At 45.2% G+C, this 13,763-nt stretch carries 10 protein-coding genes; 2 read left to right on the top strand and 8 right to left on the bottom strand.

Annotated elements, in window-relative coordinates; translation table 11 throughout:
• Nucleotides 1–172: 172 nt before the first annotated feature.
• The 7 genes from QUB39_RS29510 to QUB39_RS29480 form a co-directional block, all read right to left on the bottom strand.
• The gene (locus QUB39_RS29510; protein WP_333208444.1) at nt 173–1,381 is read right to left on the bottom strand and encodes a DegT/DnrJ/EryC1/StrS family aminotransferase; all 1,209 of its coding nucleotides are present in this window, start codon (nt 1,379–1,381) and stop codon (nt 173–175) included.
• Between the two features lie 574 nt (nt 1,382–1,955).
• A complete protein-coding gene (locus tag QUB39_RS29505) occupies nt 1,956–2,531 on the bottom strand; it encodes an alpha/beta hydrolase (protein ID WP_333057718.1) in 576 nt (191 codons plus the stop codon).
• A 598-nt stretch (nt 2,532–3,129) separates the two neighbouring features.
• The gene (locus QUB39_RS29500; protein WP_333057719.1) at nt 3,130–3,438 is read right to left on the bottom strand and encodes a DUF3493 domain-containing protein; all 309 of its coding nucleotides are present in this window, start codon (nt 3,436–3,438) and stop codon (nt 3,130–3,132) included.
• Nucleotides 3,439–3,606: 168 nt separating this feature from the next.
• Nucleotides 3,607–4,839 (bottom strand): DUF445 family protein, encoded by a 1,233-nt coding sequence (locus tag QUB39_RS29495; protein ID WP_333057721.1) that lies wholly within the window; start codon nt 4,837–4,839, stop codon nt 3,607–3,609.
• A gap of 118 nt (nt 4,840–4,957) precedes the next feature.
• Nucleotides 4,958–5,671, bottom strand: coding sequence for a bifunctional demethylmenaquinone methyltransferase/2-methoxy-6-polyprenyl-1,4-benzoquinol methylase UbiE (gene ubiE / locus QUB39_RS29490; protein WP_333057723.1), 714 nt, complete (start codon nt 5,669–5,671; stop codon nt 4,958–4,960).
• 391 nt (nt 5,672–6,062) lie between these two features.
• Nucleotides 6,063–7,007, bottom strand: a complete 945-nt coding sequence (locus QUB39_RS29485; protein ID WP_333057724.1) for a response regulator — start codon at nt 7,005–7,007, stop codon at nt 6,063–6,065.
• A gap of 87 nt (nt 7,008–7,094) precedes the next feature.
• Nucleotides 7,095–8,309: a transposase gene (locus tag QUB39_RS29480; RefSeq protein WP_333057725.1), complete on the bottom strand. Its 1,215-nt coding sequence runs from the start codon at nt 8,307–8,309 to the stop codon at nt 7,095–7,097.
• Between the two features lie 227 nt (nt 8,310–8,536).
• Between QUB39_RS29480 and QUB39_RS29475 the strand changes: the two genes are divergently transcribed.
• A complete protein-coding gene (locus QUB39_RS29475; protein WP_333057726.1) occupies nt 8,537–9,631 on the top strand; it encodes a RuBisCO accumulation factor 1 in 1,095 nt (364 codons plus the stop codon).
• A 143-nt stretch (nt 9,632–9,774) separates the two neighbouring features.
• Here QUB39_RS29475 and QUB39_RS29470 read toward each other — a convergent pair whose 3' ends face one another.
• Nucleotides 9,775–10,782: a DUF4349 domain-containing protein gene (locus QUB39_RS29470; protein WP_333057727.1), complete on the bottom strand. Its 1,008-nt coding sequence runs from the start codon at nt 10,780–10,782 to the stop codon at nt 9,775–9,777.
• 166 nt (nt 10,783–10,948) lie between these two features.
• Here QUB39_RS29470 and QUB39_RS29465 point away from each other — a divergent pair, with 166 nt between their 5' ends.
• Nucleotides 10,949–13,405: an ATP-dependent helicase gene (locus QUB39_RS29465; RefSeq protein ID WP_333205270.1), complete on the top strand. Its 2,457-nt coding sequence runs from the start codon at nt 10,949–10,951 to the stop codon at nt 13,403–13,405.
• Nucleotides 13,406–13,763: the final 358 nt, after the last annotated feature.

Here is a 13,763-nt window from a genome sequence, read left to right as displayed (position 1 = left end):
GAAAACACTTAACAAAAGTTGATAATTAATTAAAGCCGTCAAGCTTATGACGGGGCTTTAGACCCAATTTCTTGGTAAAGGGCGTTGTGGAGAAAAAATATCGAAAAAAACATCCTAGCTGCTTTTCTTAAAAAACAGCTAGGATGTTTTAATGACAAGCTATTTCAGGACTTTAGCCTGCTGTTGCCAAAGCTCGATTTTTAGTTTTGCCGATCGCCAAACATTTTTTAACAGCAGCAATTACATCTTCCACATCTGCATCTGTTAATTTTGCCGAAATCGGCAAGCTAATTGTATGCAGTCCGATGTAGCTAGCATTGGGATAGTCTTCCGGCTGCCATCCAAACATTTCTTGATAGATAGGATGTTCTGGCATACTCATGTAATGTACGCCGACACCGATATTTTCAGCATTCATAGCGTTGAGAAACTCGTCGCGGCTGATTCCTGTTTTGGCTTCATCTACCAGAATGGTGTACAGGTGATAAGCATGAATGGTATCCGGTTCGGGCTTCGCTGGCAAAGTAATCGGCAAATCCGCAAATGCTTCGTTGTAGCGCTGCCAAATCTGCTCCCGCCGCTGCCAATAAGGAGCAACTCGTTTCATTTGATGAATGCCGATCGCAGCTTGCAGATCCATCATATTGTATTTAAAACCGACCTCCACCACTTGGTAGTGCTTGTAACCCGAGTCTCCGAAGCGCTTCCAAGCATCTTTGCTCATACCGTGCAGCGCTAAAATTTTGAGCCTGTCGGCGTATTCTTGACTGCTGACGATAATCATTCCTCCTTCGCCTGTCGTAATGTTTTTGGTGACATAAAAGCTGAAGCATCCGAAGTCGCCAAATGTGCCTGCTTTCCGCCCCTTGTACTCTGTTTCGATCGCGTGAGCACAATCTTCAATTAACTTCAAGTTGTGACGGCTAGCAATCTCGCAAAGCGCATCCATATCGCAGGGACGACCTGCGAAGTGAACTGGCAAAATTGCTTTAGTTTTTGAAGTTATTTTAGCTTCGACTTGAGCCGGGTCAATATTCATTGTCACCGGATCTACATCCGCCAGTACCGGCGTTGCCCCTGCGTGGATGATCGCATTAACTGTAGCGCAAAAAGTCATCGGAGTAGTAATGACTTCATCCCCCGGTTCTAACGAAGCAGCGAGGATGCTCAAGTGCAGTGCCGCCGTACAGGAATTGACTGAAATCGCGTACTGGGAACCCTTGTAAGCTTTGAAGTCATTTTCAAAACTCATAACTTTAGGGCCTGTACCCAGCCAACCTGTTTTCATGGTTGACACCACTTCTTGAATTTCGGCATCTTCGATCGCCGGGGCGCCGAAAACCAAAAAACGGTCTTTTGAACGAATAGGAGTGTTGTTCATGTTGCTAGTCTTACCCAGTAAGTAAAGTTAATCAAATGGAAGTGTTAATGAAGGCGGTATCAGCGTTTCTTATTTATTTTTCTAGCTCCATATTGTTTGCTAATACCTTGTGTAATGGCATCTTTTGTATAACAAGCTTAGTAATGACCAGCCGTTTTTCCGCAAGCGCCTGAGTATGACAGAATTTATCTATTTTAAGATAGAGAATCTGCAATGTCCAGTAGATCGTATTTCAGTTTATGAGCGATACACAAGCTCTCGCCTGCATTTTGTGTTTTAAATACTTTATTCAATAAAAACACGGGTACTTCTCGCTTAACTTTTCGTAAACTGTCGAACATCTATCCCGATCTAGATTAGACAGCGAAGTTATCTAATTTTTGATTTTTGATTTTAGAATTAAGAATGACTGATTCCCGTCTGGTTTGGAGCTTGCCTGGAGTTAGATTTTTTTGTAGTGGTGTAAAAAGTAGGCAAATTTTGCACAAAAAAAATGTAACTTTCCTGTTATTGATGCAGGTTCAGCAACATTCTGCGATCGATCAAAGCAATCAACCGTCCTCGACCAAATCCACTACAATCTAGGCAGACGAATCTTGTTCAAAACGTCTTGCAGCCGTTCTGACACGCCGCCCAATTGTTCTGACAAAGCTACAAGTTTGCCGTAAGCTTCAACTAAACGATCGCCCTCAACATAAACTTCTGGAGTAGGATAATTTTTCATCGCTTCCAGCAGTGTAATCTCGTTATCATTAGTTGCAGACAGCACCAAGGCAGATCTCAAAGCTTCTCGATTTGCATTCCCAGAAGGAGTGCGAATTACCTCACCCACCTCATCGAGAATTATTTCCCCAACCTTGCTGTTAAGCGTCCGATCCAAAAAGCTTTGACTGACTTTCACCGGTCTCGTCAGACTGTTGCGAACGGATTCCGGGTCTTTTTTTGCTTTTCCCAGCAGCATTTCTAAGCCGGGCGACATTTTTCCAGTTTCTACAAAAATTTCTAATTCGCTGACTGGTAAAGTCATTCGGATCGCACTGTATTTGAGCACTACCTTTTCGGCAGCCACAGCAGCATTACTGTAAAATACAATTCCCGCGCCTGCTGCTAAAAATAACGTCCACCGCTTTTTGAAAAATGCTCGACCCATACTCAAATCTCCCAACATCTTTTTCTACTTCGACTTTGACACATCTTATTAGTTACTGTACAGGCTCAGGTATTCGGGAAATGCCACATTATTCGATCGCCCCAACACTTATACCATTTTAGATTTTAGATTTTAGATTTTAGATTTTAGAACTGCGAATGACTGATCGTCGTGGTTTCGAGTATGGGCCTAGAGTTGCATGATTTTTGGGAACTGGTATTACCGATACCGGATGCTAGGCAAAAAACTCTGTTCAGGACGCTGCTACGGGCCTCTGTGTGGGGGATGCAAACCCTACTGATTCTCTCGCTCTATCTCTCGATCCTAGCAAAATGCCTAACGCCAGCTCTTCTATCAGTGAAGGCTGGCGCTGGGCTTAAATTTATTTTATATATTTAGGGTCTTTATGAAAGCTGACCCCAATTGAACGAGTTACAAGCGGTTTATGATTAGGGCCTTTAAATTTGCTGACCCCAATTGAACCCACATTCTTATAATTACAGGGATCGCTGGAAAACCACGATTTCATAATAATTTCTTTATATTTATAACTTTTTCTTGCCTAAGATAAATTTTTGTCTCGATTTGTACATTTTTGTTACTTGGACTTCGGGGAGCGGCCCTCGGCCCGCTGCTCCCAGCGAAACAGGAACACCATCAGGGCCACCACTCCGACTTGGAGGGCAAAATTGGGCAAAGCAGAGCCAATTTCGCGGCCAGAGGCAATTTTAGCGAGGAAAACCAAGCCGCCGATAAAGCCCGAAGCGCCACAAGCTACATAGACAAACTGTCGCAGAGGCCGGTAGGGAGTGGCCATTTCTGCGGTTAAACGCTCGTATTGTTGGCGGCTGAGGTTGCGCGGGTTTTTTGGGATGTTTGTGCGATCGTCCGAATTTGGAGCTGGCATAGATTTAGAAAATAAGTAAATTAGGATTGGGCCACAAAAACCCGGTTTCTACCAGAAATCCTCTGGCTGAGGTCGCCAATACGGTCGCAAAACCAGGTTTTTGGTCATGTGGGCGCAAGTCAAGCGAATATTAGACTACAACAAATATCTCACAACTGCCGAAACAAATCACCGCTGAAGCAAAAGCACAACTGTTTGCAAACAGCCAATAAAAACACCCAAAATGCCTCCTAAATTTACAATTCCCTGCAACTCGCTTTTGACAATTCCCTGAATTGCTAACTCCAACTCTTCAGGAGAAGTACCTTTGACTCGATCGACAATCACCTGGTCAATATTCAAAATTGGGATAGCCTGAGCTACAATATTTTCTAAATCCCGCTCTAGATAGCGCTCTAAAACCAAAGCCAGTTCTTTGCTGACAATTCCCAGGGAAGCGCTCATCACCGCTGAAGTTTGCAAGCGATTGAGAATCAACCGCGAAATATTTTCCCAGTCAATAGATTTACTCAACCCCTCAAGTACATCTGTACCCCGCTGCTGAACGTAGCTGCGAACACTGTCGCGCATAGTTTTTCGCAACTGTCTCACAGTCGAAACCGGTAAATTTTGCATCGACAAATTTTGCAGCCATTCCTGAATTCGCCCGCGAATTCCCAAAGAAATAGTTAACTCTGCTAAGCGCTGATTTGTCGCTTCTCTGTCATCCAGACAAAAAGTCCGCAGCCGAGTTAAAGTGTTCCGCAAACCAAACAAATTTGCTACTACCCAATAAGTGCCGCTGGTTTTTTCTCGAAACCCTTCATCGATGATCGAAATATTGCGATCCGTCAAAAAGTCAATTAAAGCCTGCCGCAGCACTTCCGGGGGTATTACTACCTGCAACAACCACTCAGCAAGCTGAGCAGCCTGAGCTTCCGTTAGCTGAATCTCCAGCAAAACTTGGTCAAAAATTTGATTAAGCTGAGCTTCTAAAAAATCTTCCCGGCGCGCCAAAACTTTGAGAATTCGCGGCACAGATTCCCCCAGCAAATCTCGCAGAATGTTAGCGAGAATTTTAGCCGTTTTTTGCTCTGCGTCTGCTTTTACCTGATCCAGCGCCAACTGTAACAACCAGAGAATCACCGACTGCATCCGCTCGGTTTGCAGGAGGCGGCGCGCCAAGTTTTGCAGTTCCTGTGGCGTCAGCAGCGAACCCATGATTGTGTCGGAAATTCGCTTTGCTAAACGCTCTTGGTTGCGGGGGATCAAGCCTGGAGTGAAAGGCAACTTCCGCCCTTTGATGTAAATAGCTCGATAGGGACGGAACAGCATTTTGATAGCTATATCGTTAGTGAAATAGCCAATAATTCCTCCCACTACAGGTGGGGCCAACAACAGCCAAATGTCAGACGGATTCATAAGATTTTAGATTTTAGATTTTAGATTTTAGATTTACTCCACAGATGAATCTGGGGGGTTGAACCTTGGTCTAAAATTTTGATCTGGGGTATTCGATCGACCGAAACTGCAACCACTTTTAATTTTCAATTGCTTTGACTAATACCAATACTCCCATCATAGCTCCAGCAATGGGGTAGTGGGTGGCGGCGGCAAATCCGGCTTTGTTGGCGATCGCGACTTGTTGCTGGCCGATCGGGAATTTTTCTAAACTAGGATTAATGTAGGCATATTCTTGAGTCATGCCAAATTGCTGAGCAATGGGCACTACAAGAGTGTCTAGATAAAACTGCTGAAAGCTCCGCATTAGGGAATTGCTGGGGCGGTGGAGGTCGAGAATAGCTGCTTTGGCACCGGGTTTGAGCACGCGGTGCAATTCCTGAAGACTGCGGGGGATGTCAGTCACGTTACGCAGCCCGTAACCCATTGTGGCGCAGTCGAAGTAATTGTCAGCAAAAGGCAAGTCTAGGGCGTCAGCTTCTACCCAGGAAATGGGACTAGCAGGGGTGAGAAAAGGTCGATCTCGCCTAGCAGCCACGGCCAATTGTTCGGCGGAAAAATCTACTCCAAATACGCAACCAGTCGGCCCTGCTTGTTTGGCCAGCAACAAAGCTAGATCCCCGCTACCGCAGCACAAGTCTAAACAAGTATTTCCGGGACCCGCACTGCTCCATTTCACCGCCATTTGCTTCCAAATCCGGTGTTGCCCAAAGCTCAACCAGTCGTTCAATTGGTTGTAAACAGGTGCAATTCGATTAAATATAGTTTTAATTTTTTCTGCGTTATTAGTCATTAGTTATTAGTTGTTAGTCATTGGTCATTAGTCATTAGCCATTAATCATTGGTCATTGGTGATTTATCAGCAGGAAAAAATAATTAATTCGTGCATTCATGTCATGCTGTCGCCAGTCATTAATGCTTTTTTATTTGTTAGCTATCCGCGAGATTTTGTCTTGAATCCTTCGTTGGCTCTTATTTTAAACTCAAGACAGAGAGCCGACTAATAACTAATGACTGACAACTAATGACTGACGATCCGCCCAAAAACAGGTACAAGCTCCCGACAATCGTCGTGGAAATTCAAAAATTTTAGACTTTTGTTCAAGCTCCAAGATTCACTGCGCTGCAAGTAAATCTAAAATCTAAAATCTAAAATCTAAAATCTAAAATCGATTGACTGATGACTAATGACCCTGAAAACTCGTCAATACCAAAGCAACTTCTTGAGCGGCGAGGTGAACGGTTGTGAGTTCGTCGGGGCGCAGGGAACAAGGTTGTTTCCACTGCATGGAAATTAGGGCGATCGATCGACCTTTGTGACTAACCGGGATGCTCAGGTGAGCTTGAATGCCGGATTTCTGATAGTGCGGCAGACTCGCTAGGTTGGTGTCGAGTCCAATATTCACAACACCCTGAATAGTTTGAGAGGTAATTGCTTCTCGAACCAGAGGGTCATCCGCCAGCCAATTTTCCACAGTTGAACCCGTGGTGTGACAGCCTTGGACTGGGATTAAAACATTTCCTTCCACCAGTTGCAAAATGCAAAAGTCCGCCAAAAAATTATCACTTATAGCAGTAGCAATTGGATCTAAACTTGCTTCCAAACTCGGATAATCCACAGCCGTTTGCATGATTGTTGCTAACAGTTGTATTTGATTTTGAGCGCGATCCAATTCCTCAGTCCGCTGCTTGAGAATTTCATAAGTCTCGGCTGCCTTTTGCACCACCATTTTCAGTTCGTTCGGGTCCCAAGGCTTGGTGATATACTTATAAACCTGTCCTGAGTTAATCGCATCCACCAAGTCTTCAATGTCCGTAAAACCAGTCAAGATAATTCTGACCGTATTCGGAAACTGGGGCACGGTTTTGCTCAAAAACTCCGTTCCCTTCATTTCGGGCATCCGCTGGTCGGAAATGATTACGGCGACCTCGCCTTCGATGCCGAGGACTTCCAAGGCGCGAATTCCGCTCTCAGCTTTGAGAACGTTAAAATCTCGTCGGAAAGTGCGGTAGAGTAAATCCAGATTGTCTGGTTCGTCGTCTACTACCAGCATTTTGGGCTTTTTCGGTCTGTGTAGGGTCATGAGCTGGCGTTTAATTTGATCTAGCTCTGAAATGGCATTATCCATAACAATACGATAAACTCCCCTTTGTACATTTAGGCGAGCAACTATTCTTTGACACTCCCCACGCATAGAATGCGGGGGATTCTTCTCTCAAAGGCTCGACTCTAGACCGATATTACTATCGATCCCCGATAGAACGCCTCCAGAAGCAGTTTTACTCACGGGCTGCCCGACCGCAAGAATACCTCTGTCTCTAATTACTTGTGCTGCTGCTGTATCGCGATGAGTGGTGTACCCGCACGAATGACAACTATGGATTCTGACATCCAAGGTTTTCTTACCAGTATGGGTTCCACATTGGGGGCAAATTTGACTCGTATAGTTTTTATCAACACGAGCAAAATACACCCCGCGCTTCCAACACACATGAGACAGAATCGAGAAGAATTGACCATAGGCTGCATCGAGACTATGTTTACCGAACATCCCCTTTGCCCAAGCCTTAAAATTGATATCCTCAATGAATATCATTCCTGCTTGGTCACATAACCTATGAGCTAATTTATAGTGCCAATCCTTTCTGGTATCACTGATTTTTTGATGAATTCTAGCAATCTTTTTCTGGAGAGCAAGCCAATTCTTAGACCCTTTTCTTTGATGCTTTAATCTTCGCTGCAGTGATTTCAACTCGCGGTGAAGTGCCTGAAAAAATCTCGGTCTGTTGACTAATTCTCCATCTGAAGTTGCGAGGTATTTGTCAAGCCCAATATCTACCCCTAATGGATGTCCTGACGGTGGGCGAGCGGGCAGGTTGACTGCTAACTGGTAGGTCAGCATGACAAAATATCCTGATGCCCTTTTAACTACTCTAATTTGCTTGAGTATAAAACCCTCTGGTGTGGGTCTAGACATTTTCATCCTTACCCACCCAATCTTAGGCAGATTAACCTTTCCATTCTCCACTGCTGCATCCTTAACAGCCGGGAAAACAAACGATCGCATCCGTTTTTTGAAGCGAGGAAACCCATGCCCTCTATCCCACATTGCCACAAATGCCGACTCTAAAACCTTTAAAGTTTGCTGCAATACTTGCGAATGAGGGGTCTTTAATTCGGGACAATGCTTCTTAGCTTCTGCCAAACCTTTGCACTGACTAGCATAGGTTGGTCTAGGAGTATCCGGTGAGATAATATACTCACCAACTATCGAACAAGCATTAACAGAAGACTTACGAGAATTCACCCAATCTTTCCGTTCTCGCAAGGCATAGTTATAAACCTGACGACAAACAGACAACCAAATCTCAAATATTTGAACTTGAGATTTGGTTGGACGTAGTTTGTACTCGTGAGTTACTGTTAGCATGATATAATCATATCATGCTTTTAGAAATCAACCAGGATTTTTCTAAGACTGTAGGTAGCCGCCTCCGCTGCCGAGTTCATCCCCACGCCTGAAGTCGGGGGCTTTCCTCTCGTTTTCCGGTAACAATAGTCTCATAACTCACTTACTATTAATCTATCGCTCTGCCGCGACACGAGCCTTGCCGGTATCCAATTACACATAACTTAGCCTGAGTTTTTGATTCAATTATGACTGATACACCGCAAGATTCCTCCCCTCCTGCATCTGCATCCTCCACAAATGCTGTGGATGCTGAAAAGTTAATTCGATCGCTCCGCCGCAAAGAAGGCACTTGGGTAGAGTGGGGACAGGCCTGCACAGCACTGCTAAAAGCTGGCTACAACTCTCAAAGGATTTTTGAAGAAACTGGTTTTGAGCCAATTCAGCAAAATCAAGTAAGCGTCGCAGCCCAAGTTTACACCAGCATGGTCAATGCTGGGGCTTCAGAGGAAGTTCGATCGCACTTTTTGGGCAAAGGTAGCGATATCTTATACGAGTTTCGGATTCTCTCTCAAGTAGAGCGTGCCGGGGCGGCTGCTTTGATGCTAACCCACAACTTGGATGTTGACGATGCTCGCCAAGTTGCTAAAGCGATCAAGGAGTTTTCGCACTTCGGGAGTCTCCCCCAAGGGTTCACAGACACTCCCGGCGATGCTATGGCTTACCAATGCTGGCAATTGGCGAGACAGAAAAGCGATTTGCAAGAGCGATCGCGCTTAATTGCTCGCGGTTTAAAATTAGCTAGCAGCCAAACCGCTAGGGCGCAAATCGAGCAGTTGCTCGTCGATTTTACCGTAGTTGCGAGACGGGAAGCGCCCCGCTTGCCCGTCTACCGGCTGGATACCGAAGAACAATTGCCGCGCGTTGTCCCGGTTGTCGGCAAATTGCCGCTTTCTACGACAGATTTGCTGGCAGTGCCTTTGCCGGAGGAAATCGAGCCGTTCCGAATGGTAAAATTTTCTGGAGCAGGAGCTTGGGTGGCGATTCCCGGATGGCAGGTAATTTTGAACGCTGAAGATCCGGTGGCGGTTTTGGGAATGAGCGATAAATTGCCGGTACCGCTGCAAGGCAAAGTTGAAGAAGTTTTGATTATTGCCGATCGAGCTCAAAGACAGTGGGATGCTGACAGTTATTTCCTCGCAGATAACGCTGGCAATTTAGAATTGTACTGGTTTGAACAATCCCCGGATATTCCTATTTTGGGGCGAGTTGTTCTGGTGATGCGTCCCAAAAAGATTGTGGATGAAGACTATACCAAAGATGGATGGCAAATTGATGATTAGTGAGTTGACTGTTGACTGTTGATGGTTGTCAGTTGACGGTTGTCAGTTGTCGTTGGTTTTAAGAACGGTTTCTTCGGCTGTTCCCCAATACATAAATTTTATGTGGGTGGAATGACTAATGACTAATGACTAATGACTACTGACTACTGAGGCGGTTTCGGTTCTTGAATTTGCGGAACAGAATGCTGTTTCTTAAATCGATTAAAGCCGTAAACCGCAGCCCCAATTAACAGCAAATAAGGACTGTAAGCCAACAGCCAAATACCCAAAGCAAACAAACCGAGCGTCAATTCACCCACAGAATGAGTCGCTTTCCCCCAAGTTTCCTGCGCCCGCAAACCTAGAGAAGGTTCCTGAGTTTGTTGAGCCGATACTGCTGCTTCTAGAGTTAAGCTAATAGTTGAATAGGCTACTTGATTTCGCAAACTTTTTAACTGAGCGTCAATGCGTTCGATCGACTCCCGAATGTTGCTCAACTCTTGAGAAGCTTTGAGTACATCGCCGACAGAACCCGATCGCTCCATAATTTTTAACACCATTTCCTCGGATTTGCGGAGATTCCGCAGTCTAGCCTCGCTGTCAACTAATTGAGTGGTAACATCCTCAGCCGTCAGAGAACGGTTCTCTACAGTTCCGAGTTTTGCCAAAGCATTTAAAGTAGTTTCTAAACGTTCTTGAGGCACCCGAATCTCCACAGACGCGGTTTGGCGGACACTCGAATCCGGCGGCTTCTGATTTTGGAAACCCAAGATATCGCCTTGCTGTTTTTCGACAATATTAGTAACAGATTTAGTGCTGGCGTCAATAGATTTGACAACTACACTGAGTTGGGCTTTTTTAATCAGTTGGGGACGGGTTGCGGTCGTTTCTGCTGCTTTTTTTGATGCACCAGAAGTTTGTGACCTTTGGGCTGCTGGATCGGGTGCTGGTGCCGATTGTGGAGCCGATTCGGCCACTTGGTTTTCACGGATGCTGGATGAACCTGCGCCGCCTGGAGCGCTGCTGGACGTTTGAGCTCCTCCGCAGCTAGGCAAAGCAATTGTGGAAGATAAAGTTAAGAATACCGCAACAGCAAAACGAGTTGTGCTGTTGTTGGCTGGGTTTGGGTTTGGCTTGTGGGGCGGGGAATTGATTTTGAGGTGAGTTTTCATTTGGGTGACTCCTCTAAAAAAGGCTTGGGTATTGAATTTTATGCTGGTTTTAATTTAAGCTCGAATAGATAGCGTTAGTTTAGCCGATACCGAAATGGAAACGGTAGAGGTTGCAGATTTTTTTATTTTTAACCGCAGATGAACGCAGATAAACGCGGATGTAATAATGACTGATGAATTTGATTCTGATTTTATGCGATCGACAACCAATATCGATCGCCCTGGCAACATTTCCTCTGGGTTAGACTCTGCGGCAGTTTTGCGAGAACAAGCTTGCCTTAAAATTCGCGAAAGCTTGCGTGCGGGGCAGCAAGACATGGCGGATTGGCAAGGCGGTCCCCTTGCTGTTTCGGCGGTTCCGGGGGCCGGGAAGTCTACGGGAATGGCTGCTGCGTCGGCAATTGCGATCGCCCGCAACGGGCTTCACAGCCGCCGCCAGTTAATTGTCGTCACATTTACGCGATCGGCTGCTGCTAATATTAAAGCTAAAATTCGGGAAAGATTGACAGAATTGTCTTTATCTCAAGGCGGTTTTGCTGTGCACACTTTGCACGGTTTAGCTTTGAATATTGCGATGCGCCATCCTGATTTGTCGGGTTTAAATTTAGAAAATTCAACCTTAGTTACTCCCACTCAAAGTCACCGATTAATTCGCACCTGTGTAGAACTTTGGATTGCGGAAAATCCCCGCAGATATCAAGTTTTGTTGGAAGGACAGCAATTCGACGGAGAGGAAACGGAGAGGCTGCGGCGACAATCGGTTTTGCGGACGGAAATTTTGCCGCAGGTAGCTAAAACTGTGATTCACGAGGCAAAATCTTCTGGTTTGTTTCCCGAACAGTTGTTAGAAATGAGCGCTCTTGATACTGGGGATGGTTATGAAATTTTAGCAGTAGCTGGGGGTTTATATCAAAAATATCAGGCTTTGTTGAGGAGTCGGGAATTCATCGATTATGACGAGATGATTTTAGCAGCTTTGCGGGTGTTGGAAAATCCGAAGGCGAGGGCGATCGAGCAAAAGCAAGTATTTGCCGTTTTTGAGGACGAAGCCCAAGATTCTACACCTTTGCAAACTCGGCTTTTGAAAACATTGGCGAGCGATCCAGAGCCTGCTAAATCACCTCCCAATTTTATCAGAGTTGGCGATCCAAATCAAGCGATTAATTCTACTTTCACTCCCGCCGATCCGATTTATTTTAACCAATTTTGTGATGAGTGCGAAGTAGAGAATAAGTTAGCGACAATGGACGGTGCCGGTCGCAGCACCCAAGTAATTATCGAGGCCGCTAACTTTATGTTGCAATGGGTAAATGGTTCGGAATTAGCGAAAAATGAAAAGCCTTTTCGCGACCAAACTATTAAGCCAGTACCCAGCGATGACCCGCAGCAAAATGCAAATCCGGCTCCGATTGGTCGAGGCTTAGAATTGCATACTCCGCGCGATATTTACCATACAGTTGAGTTGATTGGTAAGCGGGTAATTGAGTTAGTAGAAGAATTTTTACCAGCAGAGTTTGAATTTGGAATAAATGGCAAAAATATCGAATCAGGCGGTGAAGCGAGCGATGGGGAAAATAGTGCAAAATTGCCCTTAGAAAATCTGAAATCGATGGCTATTTTGGTGCGGGAAAATAAACAAGGTAAGTTTATCAAAGAAGTGCTAGAAAATCCTCAAAAACACGGATTAAGCTTTGATTTGCGTAAATACGGGATTAAAATTGAGGATGTGGGAGAACGCGACAGACATTCTCAAGTACCTTGGGAAATCTTAACACTGCTGCAATTTCTCGATCGCCCGCACTCTCCAGACTACCTGAAAGCAGCCTTAAAGATTTTGAGCGATCGACAACTCATCCCCAAACAAGACTACAATGCTTTTGCTACCAGCCCCGAACAATTCCTTTACCCAGGCCCCCTAGACCCCCAGCAGTCAGATCCCGTTCGCAAATGCCGCTATTTTTGCTGCGGTTTGCTGCAAGCTAGCTTAGAACTGCCGCCCTACCAAATCATTTCCTTCTTAGCCTTAGCGCTGCAATACGACCAAACAGAATTAGCCACCGCCGACAAATTAGCAGAACGAGTAGCAATCCAAACAGCCGGCAACAATTCAATGCGGAATATTTTGGGCGTACTTAGCGAAATTGTCAGTTCCGAAAGATTTGAACCTGTGGATGCAGACGACAAAATAGAAGAACGTTATACCAGCAAAGGTCAACTAACAATTATTACCATGCACAAAGCTAAAGGATTGGATTGGGATTGCGTATTTTTGCCGTTTCTGCACGAACAAACCATCCCCGGAAATTTGCGGGTTTTGCCGCAAACCCGATTTTTAGGAGATTTCACTTTAGCAGAGGTAGCGAGAGCACAAATTCGAGCAAGTTTGCACGGAAAATATCCTTTACCAAATCTAGGCGAAGCGTGGGAACAAGCAGGTTATTTGAAAACAGCAGAAGAGTTTCGACTGCTGTATGTGGCGATGACGCGAGCAAAAAGTTTGTTGTGGATGGCGGCGGAGAAAAAAGGGCCTTTTACGTGGAACAAACCAGAGAATTTACAGGAGCAAAAACCTTGTCCGGTAATGCCTGTCTTGAAGCAGAGATTTCCGAGTAATGCTATATAAAAGAAGTAAGAATTATATCATGTCCGGTCGATTACGCCAAATCATACCAATTTTAAAAAAGAATGCAACAGTATTCTTGTTCCCCCCGCAATGCAGCGGGGGGGCTAGGGGGGGTCGAAGAGTGTTGCACGATTTTAGAGAAATGGTATCAGGTAGGGGCGGGTTCACCAACAATATCTGCCAATAATTAACAATCTCAAAAACCCGCCCTGCCCGGATATTATGGTCAATCTATCGGACATGATATTAAGGATCGCCAATTAAATAACTTACAATTTTAATTGTTATTGTGGGATGGGCGTCCCGCCCGTCCAGAAAGGGCGGGCGGGACGCCCATCCCACAATAACCATCACGCAT

It is taken from the genome of Microcoleus sp. AT8-B5, assembly GCF_036705565.1.
GTDB lineage: Bacteria > Cyanobacteriota > Cyanobacteriia > Cyanobacteriales > Microcoleaceae > Microcoleus.
Note: the sequence above shows the minus strand (reverse complement) of the source record. Positions and strands in the feature narration are given on the sequence as shown.

Excerpts from the sequence above, each read along its gene's own strand:
- QUB39_RS29510 (WP_333208444.1), bottom strand. The coding sequence starts at position 1,381 with ATGAACAACACTCCTATTCGTTCAAAAGACCGTTTTTTGGTTTTCGGC.
- QUB39_RS29505 (WP_333057718.1), bottom strand. The coding sequence starts at position 2,531 with ATGGGTCGAGCATTTTTCAAAAAGCGGTGGACGTTATTTTTAGCAGCA.
- QUB39_RS29500 (WP_333057719.1), bottom strand. The coding sequence starts at position 3,438 with ATGCCAGCTCCAAATTCGGACGATCGCACAAACATCCCAAAAAACCCG.
- QUB39_RS29495 (WP_333057721.1), bottom strand. The coding sequence starts at position 4,839 with ATGAATCCGTCTGACATTTGGCTGTTGTTGGCCCCACCTGTAGTGGGA.
- ubiE (WP_333057723.1), bottom strand. The coding sequence starts at position 5,671 with ATGACTAATAACGCAGAAAAAATTAAAACTATATTTAATCGAATTGCA.
- QUB39_RS29485 (WP_333057724.1), bottom strand. The coding sequence starts at position 7,007 with ATGGATAATGCCATTTCAGAGCTAGATCAAATTAAACGCCAGCTCATG.
- QUB39_RS29480 (WP_333057725.1), bottom strand. The coding sequence starts at position 8,309 with ATGCTAACAGTAACTCACGAGTACAAACTACGTCCAACCAAATCTCAA.
- QUB39_RS29475 (WP_333057726.1), top strand. The coding sequence starts at position 8,537 with ATGACTGATACACCGCAAGATTCCTCCCCTCCTGCATCTGCATCCTCC.
- QUB39_RS29470 (WP_333057727.1), bottom strand. The coding sequence starts at position 10,782 with ATGAAAACTCACCTCAAAATCAATTCCCCGCCCCACAAGCCAAACCCA.
- QUB39_RS29465 (WP_333205270.1), top strand. The coding sequence starts at position 10,949 with ATGACTGATGAATTTGATTCTGATTTTATGCGATCGACAACCAATATC.